The sequence below is a fragment of the Bradyrhizobium sp. AUGA SZCCT0182 genome, from assembly GCF_018130185.1.
Lineage (GTDB): Bacteria > Pseudomonadota > Alphaproteobacteria > Rhizobiales > Xanthobacteraceae > Bradyrhizobium.
On the sequence record NZ_JAFCLY010000001.1, the window covers coordinates 1 to 19,816 of the forward strand.

Annotated in this window: 14 protein-coding genes and 1 pseudogene; 2 read left to right on the plus strand and 13 right to left on the minus strand. The window is 64.2% G+C overall.

The window, feature by feature from the left end; all coding sequences use genetic code 11:
• Positions 1-562: 562 nt before the first annotated feature.
• The 10 genes and pseudogenes from ligA to murB form a co-directional block, all read right to left on the minus strand.
• Positions 563-2,719, minus strand: a complete 2,157-nt coding sequence (gene ligA, locus JQ611_RS00005) for an NAD-dependent DNA ligase LigA (protein WP_212464099.1) — start codon at positions 2,717-2,719, stop codon at positions 563-565.
• Positions 2,720-2,929: 210 nt separating this feature from the next.
• Positions 2,930-4,603: a DNA repair protein RecN gene (gene recN, locus JQ611_RS00010; RefSeq protein WP_212464100.1), complete on the minus strand. Its 1,674-nt coding sequence runs from the start codon at positions 4,601-4,603 to the stop codon at positions 2,930-2,932.
• Between the two features lie 13 nt (positions 4,604-4,616).
• Positions 4,617-5,516 (minus strand): outer membrane protein assembly factor BamD, encoded by a 900-nt coding sequence (locus JQ611_RS00015; protein ID WP_212269891.1) that lies wholly within the window; start codon positions 5,514-5,516, stop codon positions 4,617-4,619.
• 334 nt (positions 5,517-5,850) lie between these two features.
• On the minus strand, positions 5,851-6,804 hold the full coding sequence (gene lpxC / locus JQ611_RS00020; protein WP_212269892.1) for a UDP-3-O-acyl-N-acetylglucosamine deacetylase: 954 nt from the start codon (positions 6,802-6,804) through the stop codon (positions 5,851-5,853).
• Positions 6,805-7,157: 353 nt separating this feature from the next.
• Positions 7,158-8,960, minus strand: a complete 1,803-nt coding sequence (gene ftsZ / locus JQ611_RS00025; RefSeq protein WP_212269893.1) for a cell division protein FtsZ — start codon at positions 8,958-8,960, stop codon at positions 7,158-7,160.
• A 114-nt stretch (positions 8,961-9,074) separates the two neighbouring features.
• On the minus strand, positions 9,075-10,397 hold the full coding sequence (gene ftsA / locus JQ611_RS00030) for a cell division protein FtsA (RefSeq protein WP_212269894.1): 1,323 nt from the start codon (positions 10,395-10,397) through the stop codon (positions 9,075-9,077).
• On the minus strand, positions 10,394-11,383 hold the full coding sequence (locus tag JQ611_RS00035) for a cell division protein FtsQ/DivIB (RefSeq protein ID WP_212464101.1): 990 nt from the start codon (positions 11,381-11,383) through the stop codon (positions 10,394-10,396). Before JQ611_RS00035 ends, ftsA begins: the two co-directional genes overlap by 4 nt.
• A pseudogene (locus tag JQ611_RS41505) lies at positions 11,323-11,657 on the minus strand (D-alanine--D-alanine ligase); the annotation flags it as partial. The gene JQ611_RS00035 and the pseudogene JQ611_RS41505, both read right to left, overlap by 61 nt.
• Before the next feature lie 77 nt (positions 11,658-11,734).
• Positions 11,735-12,727 carry a D-alanine--D-alanine ligase gene (locus tag JQ611_RS00040; RefSeq protein ID WP_212269896.1) on the minus strand — a complete coding sequence of 331 codons (993 nt, stop codon included), beginning with the start codon at positions 12,725-12,727 and terminating at the stop codon, positions 11,735-11,737.
• A 121-nt stretch (positions 12,728-12,848) separates the two neighbouring features.
• Positions 12,849-13,769: a UDP-N-acetylmuramate dehydrogenase gene (gene murB / locus JQ611_RS00045; RefSeq protein WP_212464102.1), complete on the minus strand. Its 921-nt coding sequence runs from the start codon at positions 13,767-13,769 to the stop codon at positions 12,849-12,851.
• Positions 13,770-13,870: 101 nt separating this feature from the next.
• Here murB and JQ611_RS00050 point away from each other — a divergent pair, with 101 nt between their 5' ends.
• On the plus strand, positions 13,871-14,161 hold the full coding sequence (locus tag JQ611_RS00050; protein WP_212464104.1) for a GIY-YIG nuclease family protein: 291 nt from the start codon (positions 13,871-13,873) through the stop codon (positions 14,159-14,161).
• 56 nt (positions 14,162-14,217) lie between these two features.
• On the opposite strand, the gene murC is transcribed toward JQ611_RS00050, so the two are convergent.
• From murC to ftsW, 3 genes are all read right to left on the minus strand, one after another.
• Positions 14,218-15,621, minus strand: coding sequence for a UDP-N-acetylmuramate--L-alanine ligase (murC, locus tag JQ611_RS00055; protein ID WP_212269899.1), 1,404 nt, complete (start codon positions 15,619-15,621; stop codon positions 14,218-14,220).
• 165 nt (positions 15,622-15,786) lie between these two features.
• Entirely contained in the window at positions 15,787-16,896 is a 1,110-nt protein-coding gene (murG, locus tag JQ611_RS00060; RefSeq protein ID WP_212269900.1) for an undecaprenyldiphospho-muramoylpentapeptide beta-N-acetylglucosaminyltransferase, read from the minus strand.
• A gap of 173 nt (positions 16,897-17,069) precedes the next feature.
• Positions 17,070-18,221, minus strand: coding sequence for a putative lipid II flippase FtsW (gene ftsW, locus JQ611_RS00065; RefSeq protein ID WP_212269901.1), 1,152 nt, complete (start codon positions 18,219-18,221; stop codon positions 17,070-17,072).
• A gap of 139 nt (positions 18,222-18,360) precedes the next feature.
• Between ftsW and JQ611_RS00070 the strand changes: the two genes are divergently transcribed.
• Positions 18,361-19,704, plus strand: a complete 1,344-nt coding sequence (locus tag JQ611_RS00070) for a GDSL-type esterase/lipase family protein (RefSeq protein WP_212464106.1) — start codon at positions 18,361-18,363, stop codon at positions 19,702-19,704.
• The last annotated feature ends 112 nt before the right edge of the window (positions 19,705-19,816 follow it).

Below are 19,816 nucleotides of genomic sequence, written 5' to 3' on the forward strand. Positions count from 1 at the left end.
AGAGGGCGCAGGGAAGACCGGGTGCGCGCTGCACCCGCGGTCTCGCGTGCGGTTAGCACAAAACAAAATGCACACGAGCATACAGGGCAGCGGAGAACACCCGACCTTCCCTGCGCAATGGCTTTACGGCTTATGCCGTGATCTCCCCGGAGACGAGTTCTTGGTTGACTCCGTCGCTGCCGTTTCCGCTTGCGCTTCTCCAACAGCTTCACGCCTGCAACGGGCGCCAGGACCACACGGTTTTGCCGTACGCTTATCCACGCCGTCGTCTCAGCGCAAACCAGCGTCCACCGCAACCCGTCCAACGTCCGTGACGACGGCCGACGCCCTTCTGAGTAGGACGGGATGGGCAGATATATGCCCCTGATTTGTATTCTGGTAAACAGAAATATTTTTTATTCTGGGACTTGACACGAATTCCGATAATCGGAACTGATTTGCCCGTCGGGTCGTTTTGTCGCATCTCTCTCCGTCATTCCGGGGTGATGCGACAGCATCGAACCCGGAATCTCGAGATTCCGGGTTCGCGCTACGCGCGCCCCGGAATGACGAGAGAGAGCCATCACTCCCCGATCAGCGTCAGCCACTCATCTTCGGTCAGCACGGCGACCCCCAGCTCGCGCGCCTTTGTGAGCTTGGAGCCGGCATCCTCGCCGGCAACGACATAGTCCGTCTTCTTCGACACCGAGCCCGCGACCTTGGCGCCCAGACGTTCCGCCACCGCCTTGGCTTCGTCGCGGGTGAATTTGGTCAGCGACCCCGTGAACACCACGGTCTTGTCCGAGACCGGCGAGCTCTTGCGCGGCCGTTCGGCCGCCTTCACCTCGATCTCGCGCAGGAGTTCGCCGAGCGCCTTCACATTGCGCGGTTCGGCAAAGAACTCGACAACGGCTTCAGCCACGATCTCGCCGATACCGCCGATATTGTTGAGGTCCTGATAGGCCTCGGTGGTGTTCTCGTCATCCTTCGTGCCCTTGGCGGCCGCCAGCATCGCCTCGCGAAAATTATCGATCGTGTGGTAATGCCGCGCCAACAACTTGGCATTGCCCTCGCCGACGTGACGGATACCGAGCCCGTAGATCAAACGGTGCAGCTCGATGCTGCGGCGGGCGTCGATCGCGTTGAACAGGTTGCGCACCGAGGTCTCGCCATAGCCCTCGCGTTGCATCAGCTTGCTGGTGGAGCGGGCGTCACGCTTCTGCAGCGTGAAGATGTCGACCGGCGACATCACGAGGCCTTCCTCGTAGAACTCCTGGATCTGCTTGTCGCCGAGGCCGTCGATATCGAACGCAAGCCGCGAGACGAAATGCTTCAGCCGCTCTGTCGCCTGCGCCGGGCAGATCAGAGCGCCGGTGCAGCGCCGCACCGCCTCGTCTTCCTCGCGCACCGCATGGCTGCCGCACACCGGACAGGTTTCCGGAAATTTGTACGGTTTTGCGTTTTTCGGCCGCTTGTCCATGACGACGCTGACGACCTGCGGGATCACGTCGCCGGCGCGCTGAACGACGACGGTGTCGCCAATGCGCAGGTCGACGCCGTCGCGGATCGGATTGCCGTCGTTGCCGATGCCCTTGATGTAATCCTCATTGTGCAGCGTCGCGTTGGAAACGACGACACCGCCGACCGTGACCGGCTCGAGCCGCGCCACCGGCGTCAGCGCGCCGGTGCGGCCGACCTGGATGTCGATGCCGTTGAGGATCGTGGTCGCCTGCTCGGCCGCGAATTTGTGCGCAATCGCCCAGCGCGGGTTGCGCGACACGAAGCCGAGGCGATCCTGCCAGTCGAGCCGGTCGACCTTGTAGACCACGCCGTCGATGTCGTAACCGAGCGTGGCGCGCTCTTCGCCGATCTTGCCGTAGAATTTCAAGACGTCATCGACATTCTTGCAAAGCTCGGTCCGCGGATTGACGACAAAGCCGGCTTTGTCCATCCACTCCAGCATGCCGTGCTGCGTATCGGCCGGCCGCTCGCTCATCTCACCCCAGGTATAGGCAAAGAACTTCAGCGGCCGCGACGCGGTGATCGAAACATCTTTCTGGCGCAGCGAGCCCGCCGCCGAATTGCGCGGATTGGCAAACACCGTATCGTCAGCTTCCGCCTGCTTCTTGTTCAGCTCGAGAAAATCCTTCTTGAGCATGTAAACTTCGCCGCGCATTTCGCAGGCCGCCGGAATGCTGCGGCCCCTCAACGTGTGCGGAATATCCTTGATGGTGCGGACATTGGCGGTGACGTCCTCGCCGGTAAAGCCGTCGCCGCGGGTAGCTGCGCGGACCAGTTCGCCGTTCTCGTAGCGCAGCGACAGCGACAGGCCGTCGATCTTCGGTTCCGCGACCAGCGCCGGAATATGATCGGCATCGAGCTTGAGGAAGCGCCTGACGCGATCGACGAATTCGGTGACGTCCTCGTCGCTGAAGGCGTTGCCGAGCGACAGCATGGCAACGGCGTGCTGCACTTTTGCGAACCCGCGCGCCGGCGCCGCGCCGACTTTTTGCGTCGGCGAATCTGTGGTGACCAGATCGGGAAACTTTGCCTCGATCGCCTCCAGCCGTTGACGCAATGCGTCGTAAGCCGCATCCGAGACGGTCGGCGCATCCTTCTGGTAGTAGCGCTCGTTATGCGCCTCGATCTCCAGTGCCAGTCGCATCAACTCGACCTTGGCCTGGGCCTTGGTCAGCTTGGCGACGTCGGTAAGGGTCTTTGTCTTTGCTGTCTTGGCCATGACCGATCAATACGATGAAGATAGTTTGGAGAAAAGATGGGAAGGAACTCAGGCGTTCTCCGGATGCTGTGCAGCGCGTTCAAGATCGCGCGTCGCGCGACTCGGACGGTGCGCTGCTGATCCGGGGTCAACAACAACAGTCTTTTGTCGGTCCCGGCTCTGCGGGAGCAGCGCGAAGAGCGCTGCACCGCGTCCGGGACACGAGAAACGTTACGCCGTCGCCGCGCGGAGCAACCGGTCCGCCGCAGCGCGGGCTTCCGCAGTAATCTCCGCCCCTGCCAGCATGCGGGCGATTTCCTCGCGGCGGTGGTCGGCGGCGAGTGCGTTGACGCGGGTGGCGACGCGTTTGCCCTTGTCCATCGCGTCCTTGGAAATCAGGAGATGATGGTTGGCGCGGGCGGCGACCTGCGGCGCGTGCGTCACCGCCATGACCTGGACCTTGCCGGCAAGCCGCGCCAGCCGGGCGCCGATCGCATCCGCCACCGCGCCGCCGACGCCGGTATCGATTTCGTCGAACACCAGCGTGGGCGCCGAGCCGCGGTCGGACAGCACCACCTTGAGCGCCAGCAAGAAGCGCGACAGCTCGCCGCCGGAGGCGACCTTCATCATCGGCCCCGGCTTGGTGCCGGGATTGGTCTGGACCCAGAACTCGACGCGATCGATGCCCTGCGGGCCCGGCGATGCGGCGTCGGTCTCGACCTGCACCATGAATTTTGCGCGCTCGAGCTTCAGCGGCGCCAGTTCGGCGTTGACGGCCTTGTTGAGCTTTTCCGAAGCTTTGGTGCGGGCGGCGGAGAGTTTGGTTGCTGCGGCAGCATAGCGCTTGTCGGCTTCATCAGCGGCGGATTCCAGCTTCTTCAATTGGTCCGCGCCGGCATCGATCAGCGCGACGTCGGAGGCGTATTTCGCGGCCAGCGCCGCCAGCCCCTCGACCGGCGTCGAATATTTGCGCGAGGCGGCGCGCAGCGCAAACAGCCGCTCCTCGATCCGCTCCAGCTCGGCCGGATCGAAATCGGCGGCAATCAGCGCGGCGCTCAGATGCTGATCGGCCTCCTCCAGCGCGTTGATCGCGATATCGATCGCCTTCACCGCGGGCTCGACCAGCGCGGGCGAATTGGCGGCGCGGCGTTCCAGCCGCCGCACCGCGGCCGCCAGCGCCGGCACCGGCGAATGGTTGCCGCCGACGGCCTCCTGCGCCTCGCGCAGATCGCTGGCGATCTTTTCGCCCTGCATCATCGTGGTGCGGCGTTCGGCGAGCAGGGTCTCCTCGCCTTCCCTGGGCCGCAGCGCTTTCAATTCGTCGGAGGCGTGGCGGAGGTAGTCGGCTTCACGGGCGGCGCGCTCCATGCCGGCGCGGTGGGCGTCGAGCGCGGCGTTGGCGGTGCGCCGGATATCCCACAGCGTTTCCAGCGCAGCCACGTCTTTTTCCAGCCCGGCGAAGGCGTCTAGCAGTTGCCGGTGGGTCGAGGCATCGACCAGCGCACGCTCGTCGTGCTGGCCGTGGATCTCGACCAGCGCAGCACCGACGGCCTTGAGCGTCTGCACGCTGATCGACTGATCGTTGACGAAGGCGCGGGTGCGGCCGTCGGCAAGCTGCACGCGGCGCAGGATCATTTCACCGGTATCGTCGAGGCCGTTTTCGGAAAGGATCTTTGCGGCCGGATGGCCCTTGGGCACGTCGAAGGTGGCGGTGACCTGTCCCTGCTCCACGCCATGGCGGACCAGCCCGGCGTCGCCGCGGCCGCCGAGCGCCAGCGCGAAGGCATCGAGCAGGATGGATTTGCCCGCGCCGGTCTCCCCGGTCAGCACCGCGAGGCCACGGGAAAACTCGATATCGAGCCGTTCGATCAGGACGATGTCACGGATCGACAGACGGGCCAGCATGCGAACTAAATTCCTAGCCGAGACCCATCTTCTTGAAGGCCCTGGAAATATAGGAACCCTGATTCTCGCTCGGCTCGAGACCGCCGGACTTTACTAGATTATAGGCGTCCTTGTACCAGCGACTGTCAGGAAAATTGTGCCCAAGGACGGCGGCGGCGGTTTGCGCTTCGCCGACGATGCCGATCGCAATATAGCCCTCGGTGAGGCGGAACAGCGCCTCCTCGACATGGCGCGTGGTCTGGTAGCGGGTGACCACGGTCTTGAAGCGGTTGATCGCCGCGGTGTAGTCGCGCTTTTTCATGTAATAGCGGCCGACATCCATTTCCTTGCCGGCAAGCTGGTCACGCCCGCCTTCGAGCTTGGCCTTGGCGCTGGTGGCGTATTCCGAGGTCGGATATTTGCGAATCACCTCTTCGAGCGCGGCGATCGCCTTTTCGGTGCGCCCCTGATCGCGCGAAATATCGGGGATCTGGTCATAATGGGAAGCCGCGATCAGATATTGCGCGTAGGCGGCGTCGGGGCTGCCCGGATGCAGCGTGACGTAACGGGTCGCCGCGCCAATGCAGCCATCATAGTCGCCGGCTGAGTAGAACGAGTACGCCGACATCAGCAGCGATTTGCGCGCATAGTCGGAATAAGGATGCTGCCGGTCGACCTCTTCGAATTTCTTCGTCGCCGCCTTCGCATCCTTGCGCTGGTTCATCAGGTACAAGCCCTCATTGTAGAGCTTGTCCGCGGGCTCCTCGATGAAGGTGTCGTCCTTGGCGGTGAACTTGTCCCACAGCGAACCGGTGCCGCATCCGCTCAAGGGGACGGCCAGCGCGATCAGGCCCGCCGCCAGCCGGAGCGACCGGCCGACCCGATAAAGGCCGGATGATTTGCATGGTTCGAGCGTCATACGCTGTGCCGACATGAAATGTGAGACCTGACGCCTTTTACGCAGTTGTAGCTACGCAGTTGGTAGCGGTGCGGTTGGTGAGCCCGTCCATCCATGAACCGCGGTCATGAACGCAATATTCCCCAAGCCCAATATTCCCCGGCCCCATATTCCCAAGCGCTCAGTATTCGTGGCGCCCTGTCTTGCAACCGCGGGCCTATCTAGCCGAAAAATGGTCCTTAACCAACCGAATACGCAGGCATTTCGCCCGGATTAAGGCGGCAAGACACCATCGTTACTAATTGTGGTTACTACGGAAATTGGAATGGGCGGCCGGAAAGCCGGCTTCAGGACATTTCGAAATCGAAAGTCAGGACACGTCCGGGCCATAGGCCGGGGCAACCATACCGCCGACCATTCCGGCGCCGGCTTCGACGCGGGGGCGGCGTGCCGGTTCGGCCTCGACCACCCGCCAGGCGCTGCGATCGGCCATCAGGGCCGTCAGCACCGCGTGGTTTAGCTTGTGGCCGCCACGCGACGACCGGTAGGCGCCGAGCAGCGGCAGGCCGGCCAGCGCGAGATCACCGATCACGTCCAGCACCTTGTGGCGGGCGCATTCGTCGCTGTAGCGCAGGCCTTCGGTGTTGAGCAGACGGGTCTCGTCGAACACCACCGAATTCTCAAAGGACGCGCCGAGCGCGAAACCGGCGCTCCAGAGCCGCGCCACGTCATTCATGCAGCCGAAGGTCCGGGCGCGGGAAATCTCGCGGCGGAAGCTTTCGGGGCTCAGATCGAGCGAATAGCTCTGGCGGCCGATCACCGGATTCGCGAAGTCGATCTCGACCTCGGCGCGGAAACCGTTGGCATAAGGGCGCAGTTCGCCAAAGGAATCACCGAGCGAGACCTGCACCGGCTTCAGCACCTGGATGAAGCGGCGCGCGGCGGACTGGGTCACGATGCCTGCCTGATCGATGGCGGCAACGAAGGCAGCCGCGCTGCCGTCCATGATCGGAACTTCCGGGCCATCGACTTCGATGGTGGCGTTATCGACACCCATGCCCCGCAGCGCAGCAAGCACGTGCTCGGCGGTGGAAACGAGCGGGCCCTGGCGGTCGCCCAGTACGGTCGCAAAGTCGGTGGCAATCACAGAATCAGCGATGGCGGGAACTTCACGGTCGGCATCGTCCAGACCGGTGCGGACAAAAATAAAACCTGCGTCGACAGGCGCAGGTCCGATAGTCAGATTAACGGGTAAACCAGAATGTACGCCGACACCCGTCACGGTGGCTTGCGACCGAAGCGTTGTCTGACGGCTGAACTTCATTCGATAATCGCCCACTACCCGACTTATACCTTTAGACAGAAAAGGTCCGCTTTCGCGTCGAATCTGCTTCCGGTATCCCCAAGTCACGGCAGACCATAGTCACTGCCCTCAAGCGCACAACTCACGCTTTTTTACCGATTGTTACCCTATCTCTGCCGCATTCGCGCCAAGGCTTAACCAAATTCCGGCGCGGTCCGGCCTCGTCCCAGCCGCCGCATCAGATCACGGAACTCATAATTAATCATTTAATATCAGTGACTTGATTACGAAGCTGTGAAGCCTCTCGTGCCCAAGAAAAAGGCCCCGACTGAAACCGCCGGGGCCTTTTGGGTTGCCTGAATTGTAACAAAACCTCAGTTGGACTGCCGCCGGAGGAAGGCCGGGATATCAAGATGGTCGTCGCCCTGTGGCTGCGCGGCAACAGGTGCGGGGCGGCCATGGACATCCAGACCCTGCGGCGCCGGACGGCGGGCATACTCCGATACCGGCTCGTTGCCCATCTGCTGGGCGACGGAACGCTGCGGTTTGCGCTCGGGGAGCGGCGGCAGCGGCGCCATCGCCGGACCGGAAGCGCGGGCCGCGATCGGCGGCTCGCTCTCTTCGTCGCGGCGGCCGAGGCCGACATTGGCCAGGCGCTGCAGCAGCGACAGCCGGGCCTTCTGCGGATGCTCTTCTTCCTGCTCGCCGCGAGCCTGCCGGATCTCGGCCTGGGCCGTCATCGGAAGGTCCTCGAACTTCGGCATCCGCGGGCTGCGGGCGGGCGGACGTTCGGCCGCCTGCGGGATGAAGGTCTCCGGCAACGCTGCCTGCGGTTCCGGCTCGGCGCGGGCTGCCTCGTTGTGATCCGGGAACAGCGTGGGCTTCTGGGCAATCGGGCGAACCGTGACGTCGCCATAGGAACCGGGCTGCAACGGCGCCTGGGCTTGCGGCACTTCCGGAGCGACCGCCGCGGCAATGGCGGCGAGCGCGGCACGCTCGACGCTGCTGGACGCGCGTTGCTGCGGGGCGGCGGCGGGAACCGGGGGCGGCGAGGCCTGCTGCACGGGCGCCTCGAGCTTCTGGGCGCGGTCGGCAAGGCGCTGGTTGTCAGCACGCAGCCGTGCGGTCAGATCGGCCAGACGGGTGTCCGGCGTCGAGGCGGGCGCGTTGGTCACGACAGCGGCAGGCGCTGCCGCGTTGCGCGCGATCAGCGCCTGTTCGATGCCGGTGGCCACGACGGAGACGCGGATCACGCCGTCGAGGTTTTCGTCGAAGGTCGCGCCGACGATGATGTTGGCGTCCTGGTCGACTTCCTCGCGGATGCGGGTTGCGGCTTCGTCGACTTCGAACAGGGTCAGGTCCTTGCCGCCGGTGATCGAGATCAACAGGCCGCGCGCCCCCTTCATCGAGCTATCGTCGATCAGCGGGTTGGCGATCGCGGCTTCGGCCGCGGTCAGCGCGCGCTTCTCGCCGGTGGCTTCGCCGGTGCCCATCATCGCCTTGCCCATCTCACGCATCACGGCGCGGACGTCGGCGAAGTCGAGGTTGATGAGGCCTTCCTTGACCATCAGGTCGGTGATGCAGGCGACGCCCGAGTAGAGCACCTGGTCGGCCATCGCAAAGGCGTCGGCGAAGGTGGTCTTTTCGTTGGCGACCCGGAACAGGTTCTGGTTCGGGATGATCAGGAGCGTGTCGACCACCTTGTGCAGTTCGGCAATGCCTGATTCGGCGGTGCGCATGCGGCGCTGGCCTTCGAAGTGGAACGGCTTTGTCACCACGCCGACGGTGAGGATGCCCATCTCGCGCGCGGTCTTGGCGATCACGGGGGCTGCACCGGTGCCGGTGCCGCCGCCCATGCCGGCGGTGACGAACACCATGTTGGCGCCGGTGAGATGATCGCGGAGCTCGTCGATGACCTCCTGGGCCGCGGCCGCACCGACATCGGGCTGCGATCCGGCACCTAAGCCCTGGGTCACTTGCGTGCCCATCTGCACGATGCGCTGAGCCTTGGACATGGTCAGCGCCTGCGCGTCGGTATTGGCGACGACGAAATCGACGCCCTGCAACCCGGCAGTGATCATGTTGTTGACGGCATTGCCGCCTGCTCCACCGACGCCGAAGACGGTGATCCGCGGTTTCAGCTCGCTGATGTCAGGGGGTGTCAGATTGAGTGCCATGGTTGCCTCTCGATTAATACGCGCGCGTTGGTTCGCCCCGGCCGACGGCCGCAGGAGTGGGTGCAGGAGTTGGTGCAGGAGTTTGTGAATGTCGTTTGGTATGAAAACCGGTCATCAGAAGCCCTCTCGCAGCCATCGTCCGACCCTTCCGAAATAGCCGTCAGTCCCTGTCCTGAGCTGCCGCGTATGCCGCGGTTCGACGTGTTCAAGGTGTGCGTATTGCGGATAGACCAGAAGGCCCGCAGGCACCGCGAACGAAGCGCTCTTGGCCTCATTGGGCAGCCGGCCGAAGCCGAGCGGACGGCCGATCCGGACCGGCCGGTTGAGAATGCGGGTGGCAAGCTCGACGGTGCCGGTGAGCTGGGACGCGCCGCCGCTCAGGACAACCCGCGCCCGCGGCTCTGCCGCAAAGGGGGAATCCGCGAGCCGGTCCCGGACCATTTCAAAGATCTCCTCGGCGCGATGCCGGACGATGTTCGCGATCGTGGCGCGCGAGACGATCTGCGGCGCATCGCGCGCGTCATCGCCTGCGGTGGGTACGGACATCAACTCGCGCGCGTCTGACCCGCCGGTCAGCACGGTGCCGTATAAGGTCTTGATTCGCTCGGCATCCGCAATGCATGCGCCGACGCCGCGTGCAAGATCCATCGTCATGTGTTGCCCGCCGACCGCAAACCCCGAGGCGTGCACGAAGCGTCCGGCCGAATAGGTCGCGATCGTGGTCGATCCCGCGCCCATCTCGACCACGGCGGCGCCGATGTCGGCTTCGTCGTCGGTGAGGACCGAAAGGCCGGCCACATAAGGACTTGCGGCCATGGCCTCGACGTTGAGGTGGCAGCGCTCGACCACCAGCATCAGGTTCTTGGCCACCGTCGCATCCGCCGTCACGACGTTCATGTCGACGCCGAACTGCCGCGCCACCATGCCGCGGGGATCGCGGATGCCCTTGACGCCATCCAGCGTGTAGCCGACCGGCAGCGCATGCAGCACAGTGCGGCCTTCGCCGGTGGCGTGGCGCATGCCGGTGGACGTCACGCGGGTGACATCTTCCGAGGTGACCGAGCCGCCTCTGATATCGGCGGCGGCTTCGACCAGCTGGCCCTGCAGCCGGCCGCCGGAGACCGACAGCAAGACGGATTCGACGCGGACCTTGGCCATGCGTTCGGCCAGCGCCACCGCCTGGCGCACGGCCTGTTCGCATTCGGCAAGATCGACCACGGCGCCGGCCTTGACGCCGCGCGACTGGATCTGGCTGTAACCGATCAGCTCGACCGCGTGGCTGCGGCCGCGCAGTGCCTCGTTCGGCGGCGACGGCTTCAGCCGCGCGATCATGCAGGCGATCTTGCTGGTGCCGATGTCGAGCGAGGCCACCAGCGCGGTGCGCTTCTGCGCCATCGGCCGCGTCTTCGGGGTCTGGTTGCGATCGAGGCCGGTCATGCTGCGTCACCGGCTTTTTTCTTGGTCTTCTTGTCCTTGAACAGTTCCTCGCGGGCCTTCGCCGCGTCTTCGGACAACAGCACCGTCAGCCGGTCCGGCAGGCGCATGTCGACCACGACGATGTCGCGGGAGAACAGCCTGTCCTCCTTGTCGAGCTTGCTCAGCAGCGCCAGCGCATTGCCGACATCGTGTTCCGGCAGGCGGATATCGAGACCGTCCTTGAGGCGCAGGTTCCAGCGCCGTTCGCCGACATAGATCGCAGCCTTGGTCACGCTGCGGACCTGCGGATAGCGATCCAGCAGCGTCAGGAAGTCCCGCGCCTTGTCGGCGGCGCCCTTGCCCACCACCAGCGGCAACGAGATGAAGCGCCGCGACATATAGGGTTCGAGCACCGCGCCATCCTCGGCGATGACGGACAGCCGGCCGTCCTGCTGCCACAGCGCGAACGCGGTACGCTCGACGATGTCGATCTGCAACCGGCCGGGATAAAGCTTCAGGATCGCGGCGTCCGATATCCAGGGATTGGTCTTGAGCTTGTCGCGCACGGTGGCGGCATCGAGGAACAGCAGCGATGAGCGGCCGTTGACGCCGCCGATCGCGAGCACTTCATCCTGGCTCAACTGCTTGCGGCCGTTGATGGCCACCTCGGTGATGCGGAAACCGGCCGAATTCGCCAGCGCGTTGCGGGTATCGCTGAGCGCACCGACGAACTCGTCGACATGGCCGCCCTTGACGACACCGAGCAAGGCGCTGCCGAGCAGCATCAGCACGGTCAGGGCGACGCCGGCACGATTGGGGAGGTAACGTTCGAGCCACAGGATCAGGCGATGCGGCGGCTCGCGGTCGATTACCCGCTTCGCCCGCACGCGGGCGCGCAGGCCCAGCCGCTCGCGCAACAGCACGACCGCTCCGATAGCGGCGGCTTTCAGGTCAGCTTGGGGCCCCAGCGATCGCAGCGATCGAGCGAGGCGTCCTGCACCATCCATTGCACGAGCTCGTCAAAAAGTTGTTCCCGCAAAAAGGCTTGCGGGCTCTGGCGCACGTGATGTCTCGGTGATGCCGGGTTGGGCTCAAGACCTCGGTTGTGAGGAGGCCATTTTTCCCTCGATGCGATCGTCGAAGCGGAAATCCGCAACAGCTTACGCCCCGGCAGCCAAGCGCCACATGCGCCGCCAGCGTTAACCTTCGGACTTCCTGGTAAACAAAGGGTAAATCTGACCGGTCAGCGGCGTGTTTTGAGCAGCCTTGTGAGTAGTTTGCCGGGCATTGGTTAGGATTTTAGTAATATTTCATCTGGGCCGGGTGGGTTCCCTCACCTGACGCATTAACTCGGCGAATCACCCCCGCCTGTCGACACGCTTTTCGGCCAGTACGATCTGGTCGCGCAGGAAATCGGAAAAATCGATTCCCTGGGCCTTCAGCGCCTTCGGATAGAGCGAGGCGGCGGTCAGCCCCGGCAAGGTGTTGGTCTCGAGATAGACCAGCCCCTTGGCCGAGACGATGAAATCGCTCCGCGAATAGCCGCTGCATGACAGTGCCCGGTGCGCCCGGTGCGCCTGATCCATCAGGGCAGCGGTGATCTCGGGCGAAAACCGGCCAGGGCAGATCTCCTGGGTCGATTTGAGCAGGTATTTTGCCGTGTAGTCGAACGCGCCCTCGCCCGGGATGATTTCGACCGGCGGCAGCGCCATGATGGTGCCGTCGGATCGCTCCAACACGCCACAGGTGGCTTCGGTGCCGGAAACGAATGCCTCGATCAGATAGTCCTCTGTCTTGGCGGCGTTGCGGACCGCGACGAGGTCCTGCTTGGCGTTGACGAAGATCAGGCCGTAGCTCGATCCGTCCCGCGCCGGTTTCGCAATCAGCTTGCCGTATTCGGCGAACGCGGCATCGATATCATCAAGCGCGATGCCTACCGGCGTCTCCACGCCCGCAATCGCCGCAAAGCGCTTGGCCGCGGTCTTGTCGAAGGCCAGATTTGAGGACGCCGAGCCGGACCCGGTGAAGGGAATGCCGCGCAGCTCGCACATCGCCTGCAGTTCGCCGTTCTCCGCCCGGCCGCCGTGCAGGCCGAGCACCAGCACGCGATCTTCGGCTTTCGCTTTATCGAGCGCCGCTTCAAATGCGATGCCGCGATTGCCGGGGTCGAACTCGTCCTCGAACGGACGCTGGTGATTGAGCAGGGTTTCCGACTTCACGTCGTGCACGGTGTCGGCGACGTGCCAGAACCACAGATCCGCCTCCGGCAAGGCACGATGCAGCGCCTGCGCGCTCGCCACTGAAACCAGCCGCTCCTTGTTGGTGCCGCCGAAGAGAATGGTAATCCGCATCAGCCTTGCTTTCTCGCTGCTTCGTCATTCCGGGATGCTCCGAAGGAGCAGACCCGAAATCTCTCTTGCCTATATCATTTCGAGATTCCGGGTTCGCGCTTCGCGCGCCCCGGAATGACGACTATGTTGGAATTCCGATCCGCTTGATTTCCCAGTGTAACTCGATTCCGGAGTTTTCCTTAACCCGCGCACGCACCGTTTCACCCAGCGTTTCAATGTCATGCCCGGTCGCGTTGCCAGTATTGATCAGGAAGTTGCAGTGCATTTCCGACACCTGGGCGCCGCCGACGCGCAGGCCGCGGCAGCCGGCGGCGTCGATCAGCTTCCAGGCGCTGTTGCCGGGCGGGTTCTTGAAGGTCGACCCGCCGGTCTTTTCGCGGATAGGCTGCGCGGTCTCGCGATGGTTCTGCACTTCCTCCATCCGCGCCCGGATGGTTTCGGGCGCCGCAATGGCGCCGCGGAAACGCGCGGAGGTGAAGATGATGGAAGGATCAACGCCGCTGTTGCGATAGACGAACTTCATGTCGGCATTGCTGAAGACATGTTTCGTGCCGTCGCGGCCGACGCCGGTGGCCTCGATCAGGACGTCCTTGGTCTCGCTGCCATTGGCGCCGGCATTCATGCGCAGCGCGCCGCCGATCGTGCCGGGAATGCCGAACAAGAATTCCATGCCGCCGATAGTGGCGGATGCCGCGGTTTCCGCCACCCGCTTGTCGAGCGCGGCCGTGCCTGCGATCACGACGTCGCCATCGGCCCGGGTCTCGCCGAACGCACGCGGCGACAAGCGGATCACGACGCCGGGAATGCCGCCATCGCGCACGATCAGATTGGAGCCGACGCCGACGACATAGGCCGGCAATTCGTTCGGCAGTTTTTTCAGGAAGTACGCGAGATCATCTTCATCCGACGGCGTGAACAGCACCTGCGCCGGACCGCCGACGCGAAACCAGGTCAGCTCCGCCAGCGACTGGTTCGCCAGCAGCCGCCCGCGCAGGTCGGGCATCGCGGTTTTGAGATCGGGGGTGATGTCGGGGAAGGTCACGAAAGCTCTCTCAACTCGTCATGGCCGGGCATAGCCGTTCGAAGAACGGCGTCGCTTCCGCTCGCCTGTGCCCGGCCATCCACGTCTTGCAGACTACCCGCATGGCAGGCGGCTATGTTTACATTCTGACCAATCGTCCGAATGGTATCCTCTATGTCGGCGTGACAAGCGATCTTGTCCGCCGAATATTCGAGCATCGCTCGGGATTCGTCGACGGCTTTACCAAGCGATACGGCTTGAAGCGGCTGGTCTATTTCGAGCAATTTGACGACATCCGAGATGCCATCCAGCGCGAACACAACATCAAGCATTGGTCGCGTGCCTGGAAAGTTCGGACGATCGTCGCGGCAAATCCAGATTGGGACGACCTCTATCCGACGATCACGCAGTAAAGACGTGGATGGCCGGGACAAGCCCGGCCATGACGGCTCTAAAGTCATCTGGCCCATCACCCCAGCGCCTTCAATTCGCCGGGCAGCGCGTAGGCCCATTGCGTGATGTTGCCGGCGCCGAGGCAGACCACGTAATCGCCATTGTCCGCGATGCCGCTGATCACCTTGGCCAGTTCGGAAGAATTTTGCAGCGGAATCACCTCGCGATGGCCGTGCGCGCGCAGGCCGAGCACGAAATGGTCGCGATCGATTCCCTCGATCGGCGCCTCGCCGGCCGGATAGACTTCGGCGACGACGACCGCATCGGCGTCGTTGAAGCAGGTACAAAACTCCTCGAACAGCGATTGCAGCCGGGTGAAGCGATGCGGCTGCACCACGGCGACGATCTTGCCGTTGGTGGATTCGCGCGCCGCCTTCAGCACCGCTGCGATCTCGACCGGGTGATGGCCGTAATCGTCGATGATGGTGACGCCGTTCCATTCGCCGGTCTTGGTAAAGCGCCGCTTGACGCCGCCAAAACCCGCCATCGCCTTGCGGATCACCTCGTCGGAAATGCCGAGTTCATGCGCCACCGCGATCGCCGCCGTCGCATTCGATGCGTTGTGGCGTCCCGGCATCGGCAGCATGATGTCGGGTATCTCGTGCGTCGCGCCGGTCTTGCGGTTGCGGAACACGACCTTGAATTTCGAGCCGCCGCCCATCGGCGTAAGGTCAAACAGCCGCACATCGGCCTGCGGGTTCTCGCCATAGGTGATGATGCGGCGATCCTCGATCTTGCCGACGAGGGTCTGCACCACAGGATGATCGGTGCACATCACGGCAAAGCCGTAGAACGGCACGTTCTCGACGAAATTGCGGAATGCATCCTGGATCGCCTCGAAAGTGTTGAAGTGATCGAGATGCTCGGGATCGATGTTGGTGACGATCACGACATCGGACGGCAGCTTCAGGAACGTGCCGTCGCTCTCGTCGGCCTCCACCACCATCCAGTCGCCCGCGCCCAATCGCGCGTTGGAGCCATAGGCATTGATGATGCCGCCATTGATCACGGTCGGATCGAGGTCGCCGGCGTCGAGCAGCGTTGCGACCATCGTCGTCGTCGTGGTCTTGCCATGGGTGCCGGCGATCGCGACGCAGCTTTTCAGCCGCATCAGTTCGGCCAGCATTTCGGCGCGGCGCACCACGGGAATGCGCTGGGCGCGCGCCGCCATCAATTCGGGATTGTCGCGCTTGATCGCGGTCGAGACCACCACCACGTCGGCGCCGTCGACATTCTCGGCCTTGTGGCCGACCGAGACTGATATGCCCTTGTCGCGCAGCCGCGTGACGTTGCCGCTTTCAGAGGCGTCCGAACCCTGCACGGTATAGCCGAGATTGCACAAAACCTCGGCGATGCCGCTCATGCCAATGCCGCCGATTCCGACGAAGTGGATGGGTCCGATCTCGCGCGGCAGTCTCATGCGTCAATCCTTGGCTGTCATCGCCCGCCAACGGGTCGGCCGAATGGCCGCCCGATGACAGGCTCCAGCGGGCGATCCAGTACTCCGCGCCGCCAGTGTGTCCAATCAGCGGCGCGATGTACTGGATGCCCCGCTTTCGCGGGGCATGACAAGAGCTTTTTCCGCCTAGATTCCGGCAACTTTCTGCACCAGATCGGCCAGCCGCTCGGCAGCGTCCAGCCTGCCCACAGTGCGGGAGGCGGCGGCCATCTCGGTAAGCTTCGCCGGCTCGGCGGCGAATGCGGAAATTTCGGAAGCCAGGCGGTCCGGCGTGAACTCCGCCTGCGCGATGCGCAGCGCGCCGCCGACCTTGGCCAGCACGCCGGCATTGGCGAACTGGTCCTGATCGATCGCGCCGGGCAGCGGCACCAGGATCGAGGGCCGGCCGATCGCGGCGAGCTCGGCCACCGTGCCGGCGCCGGAGCGCGAGACCACCAGATGGCTGGAGGCCAGCCGCGCCGGCAAATCCGTGAAGAACGGCGCCAGCTCGGCGTTGATCTTGAGCCGGTCATAGATCGCGCGCACCCGCGCCATGTCTTCTTCCCGCACCTGTTGCGTCAGGATCAGCCGGCTCCACAGCACCGGCTCCAGCCGTTCGATCGCCGGTGGCACGATGTCGCTCATCACGCGCGCGCCCTGGCTGCCGCCGACCACCAGCAGGCGAAGCGGTCCGTTCGCCTCCGGCGAAGCAAAGGGTATAGCGGCGGCGGCCAGGATCGCCGGACGCATCGGCGTGCCCACCGTCGTTGCCTTGCTTGCCAGCGCCGGATCGCGGTCGAGCACGCCCGGCAGCGAGGTCGCGATCGCGTTGACGCGGCTTGAGAGAAACCGGTTGGCGCGGCCGAGCACCGCGTTGGCGTCGTGAATGAGGCTGGGCACGCCGAGCCATCTGGCCGCCATCAGCGGCGGCAGCGTCGGATAGCCGCCGAAGCCGATCACGGCTGATGGCTTCAGCCGCCGCACCAGGTTCAGCGCTATGAGGCCGCCGTAGCCGAGCATGACAGCGGTGCGCGCCAGCGAGATCGGATTGCGGCCACGCACAGTCTCACTCGGCACCACGTCGATATTGTCATTGGCCCTGGAGAACAAGCCGCTGTAGCGCAGCGCGCGGGCGTCGGTCGCGAGCCGCACGCGAAAACCGCGTTTGATCAGCTCGACGCCGAGCGCTTCGGCCGGAAACAAATGGCCGCCGGTGCCGCCGGCCGCGAGTAAAATCAGGCGTGCGTTTTTTTCCATGGGAGGTCTTTTATAGACAACAAGCCGTCATTGCGAGCGGCGACGAATGCGGTTCTCTTGCCCCGGGCGCAGCGCAGCGCGCCGCCTTTCGCGGCGTGGTGCGCTGCTGAACCGGGGCCCATTGGCGCGACATCCTGGGGGATCTGCGCTTCGCTTGTCCGGGACACGAGCGCCTAGGCGTAACTCCGCACCGAGTTGGCATTGTTCTGCGACTCGATCTCGGTGCGCGGCCGCTGCCGCGTCAGCGCCAGCATCATGCCGACGCCGTAAGCCAGCGAGAGGAACGAGGAGCCGCCATAGGAGATGAACGGCAGGGTCATGCCCTTGGCGGGGATCAGCTGCAAATTGACCGCCATGTTGATGGCGGCCTGCACGCCGAACAGGATGGCGAGGCCGGAAGCGGCAAACCGGGAGAACATGTCCTCGCTGGCATAGGCGCGCAGCAATGTGCGGATCACGACAAAGGCGAACAATGCCACCAGCGCCAGGCACAGAATGATGCCGAACTCTTCCGCCGCCACCGCGAACACGAAGTCGGTGTGGCTGTCCGGCAGGCTGCGCTTGGCGATGCCTTCGCCGGGCCCGAGCCCGAACCAGCCGCCGTTCCAGAATGCATCCATCGCCATGTCGAGCTGGAACGTATCGCCCGAGCCGGGATTCATGAAGCGTTTGATGCGGTGCGCGACGTGCGGCACCAACAGATACGCGCCGAACAATCCGGCTGCGGCGGCGCCGGCAAGACCGGCCACCCAGATCATCCGCATGCCCGCGATGAAGAACAGCGCGCCCCACACCATCAGGATCAGCATGGTCTGGCCGAAATCCGGCTCCATCACCAAGAGCGACACCAGCATCAACAACAGCACCATCGCCATCGAGGTCGCCGGCATCTCCGGACGCTTGGTCGATTCCGCAAACAGCCACGCAGCGATCACGACGAAAGCGGGCTTGGCGGATTCCGAGGCCTGGATGTTGACGCCGAGCAGCGTGATCCAGCGCCGCGAACCCTTGACCTCGGCGCCGAACACCAGCGTCGCCACGATCAGCACGATCGAGACCGCAAATACCAAGAGCGCCCCGCGGCGGATGTGTTTCGGGGACATGAAGGATACCCCGATCAGCACGATGAAGGACGGCAGCAGGAACATCACGTGCCGGTTGAAGAAGTGGAAGGGATCGAGCCCGATCCTTGTCGCCACCGGCGGGCTCGCCGCCAGCGACAGGATGACGCCGCCCACGACCAGCGCGATAATCGCCGCGAGCAGCAGTCTATCCACGGTCCACCACCATTCCGAGAACGGGGTGCGTTGGTCACGGGCGAGCATGGGCGTCCCCAAATGGCAGAGGTAACGTCCATTGGTGGCGGAGGATGGTTTCCAAGGGGTTAATAGGGTCCGTCAAATTTTCGGTTTCAAGATTTGCGCCCGCGGCTATAGGGTGGGCCCCAAAATCAAAGGGGAAACCATGCAGTCGCTCACCTGTCTCGTCGCAGCATCGCTGCTCGTCGCATCGCTTCAGGGCGCATCCGCCAAGGACGAGAACTGGGTGGTTTCCTGGACGGGTTCGGTCCAGGGCCCCTATCCCGTCGGTAACCCCTCCGCCCAGCCCGACCAGAAATTCGCCTTCCCCGATCCTGCGGCGGGCGCGCGGGACCAGACCTTTCGCCTGATCGTGCGGCCCGATTTGTGGGGCCGCCAGGCGCGCCTCCGTTTCAGCAACGCCTTCGGCACCAAGCCCGTGACGTTCGACGGCGTTTGTGCCGGCCTGCAATTGGGCAGTGCGGCGCTGCTCCGCGGCTCCAATCGCCTGGTGACGTTTGGCGGCAAGATGTCCATCACCGTCCCACCCGGCACCTCGGTCTGGAGCGACGCGGTCACGCTGCCGTTCGCAGGGCAGCCCGACAACCTCGCCGGCCGCAAGCTCGCGGTGAGCTTTCACATCGCCGGTGAGAGCGGTCCGATGACCTGGCACGCCAAGGCGCTGACGACCTCTTACGTCACCGCGCCCGGCGCCGGATCCAAAGGCACCTTGGAGGACGAGGCGGCCTTCCCCTACACGACCGCATCCTGGTTTTTCCTCGATGCGATCGAGATGACCGCGCCCACGGATGCGTTCGCCATCATGGCGTTCGGCGATTCCATTACCGACGGCACCGCGTCCACCATGAACGGCGACGACCGCTGGCCCAACGTGCTCTCGCGCCGCCTCAAGGCAATCCATGGCAACAAGGTCGCGGTGGTGAATGGCGGCATCGGCGGCAACCAGATCGCCGGACCTGCCGAGTACGGCGCAAGCAAACCATTCGCCGGCGGCCCCGCCTCGGGCCAGCGGCTCGACCGCGACGTGCTGACGCTCTCCGGCATCTCCAGCCTGATCTGGCTGGAAGGCATCAACGACTTCAGCAAGAACGGCAACGCCGAAAGCGACAAGGTCATCGCGGCGATGAAGGAAGGCGTCGCCCGGCTGCGCGCGAAATGGCCGAATGTCCGCGTGATCGGCGCCACCGTGACCACGGCATTGGGAAGTTCCAGCGCGGCGCATGGTTTCGCCGAACAGGACACCAAGCGAAAGGCGCTGAACGACTTCATCCGTGCATCAGGCACATTCGACGGCGTGATCGATTTCGACAAGGCGACGCTCGATCCGCAATCGGGTGGCCTCAAGCCGGAGTTCGTGCCCGACAGCACGACGGGAGGCGCCGGCGACAAGCTGCATCCCAATCGCACGGGTTATCTGGCGATGGGCCAGGCGATCGACCTCGATCTGTTCAAGCCAGCGCGAACCGGTCGAAGTGCGAAGAAGCAATAGCGCAGTGAGGTTAGGAGACTCTCTCCTCGTCATGCCCGGGCTCGTCCCGGGCATCCACGTCTTTGGCACCTCCGGCAAGAAAGCAAGACGTGGATGGCCGGGACAAGCCCGG

Bases quoted from the DNA above. Each gene is read 5' to 3' on its own strand.
- ftsW (WP_212269901.1), bottom strand. From the start codon at position 18,221: ATGCTCGCCCGTGACCAACGCACCCCGTTCTCGGAATGGTGGTGGACC.
- JQ611_RS00015 (WP_212269891.1), bottom strand. From the start codon at position 5,516: ATGTCGGCACAGCGTATGACGCTCGAACCATGCAAATCATCCGGCCTT.
- murC (WP_212269899.1), bottom strand. From the start codon at position 15,621: ATGAGACTGCCGCGCGAGATCGGACCCATCCACTTCGTCGGAATCGGC.
- JQ611_RS00050 (WP_212464104.1), top strand. From the start codon at position 13,871: ATGGCAGGCGGCTATGTTTACATTCTGACCAATCGTCCGAATGGTATC.
- JQ611_RS00070 (WP_212464106.1), top strand. From the start codon at position 18,361: ATGCAGTCGCTCACCTGTCTCGTCGCAGCATCGCTGCTCGTCGCATCG.
- recN (WP_212464100.1), bottom strand. From the start codon at position 4,603: ATGCTGGCCCGTCTGTCGATCCGTGACATCGTCCTGATCGAACGGCTC.
- ligA (WP_212464099.1), bottom strand. From the start codon at position 2,719: ATGGCCAAGACAGCAAAGACAAAGACCCTTACCGACGTCGCCAAGCTG.
- JQ611_RS00040 (WP_212269896.1), bottom strand. From the start codon at position 12,727: ATGCGGATTACCATTCTCTTCGGCGGCACCAACAAGGAGCGGCTGGTT.
- ftsA (WP_212269894.1), bottom strand. From the start codon at position 10,397: ATGACCGGCCTCGATCGCAACCAGACCCCGAAGACGCGGCCGATGGCG.
- murG (WP_212269900.1), bottom strand. From the start codon at position 16,896: ATGGAAAAAAACGCACGCCTGATTTTACTCGCGGCCGGCGGCACCGGC.
- lpxC (WP_212269892.1), bottom strand. From the start codon at position 6,804: ATGAAGTTCAGCCGTCAGACAACGCTTCGGTCGCAAGCCACCGTGACG.
- ftsZ (WP_212269893.1), bottom strand. From the start codon at position 8,960: ATGGCACTCAATCTGACACCCCCTGACATCAGCGAGCTGAAACCGCGG.
- JQ611_RS00035 (WP_212464101.1), bottom strand. From the start codon at position 11,383: ATGGATGGTGCAGGACGCCTCGCTCGATCGCTGCGATCGCTGGGGCCC.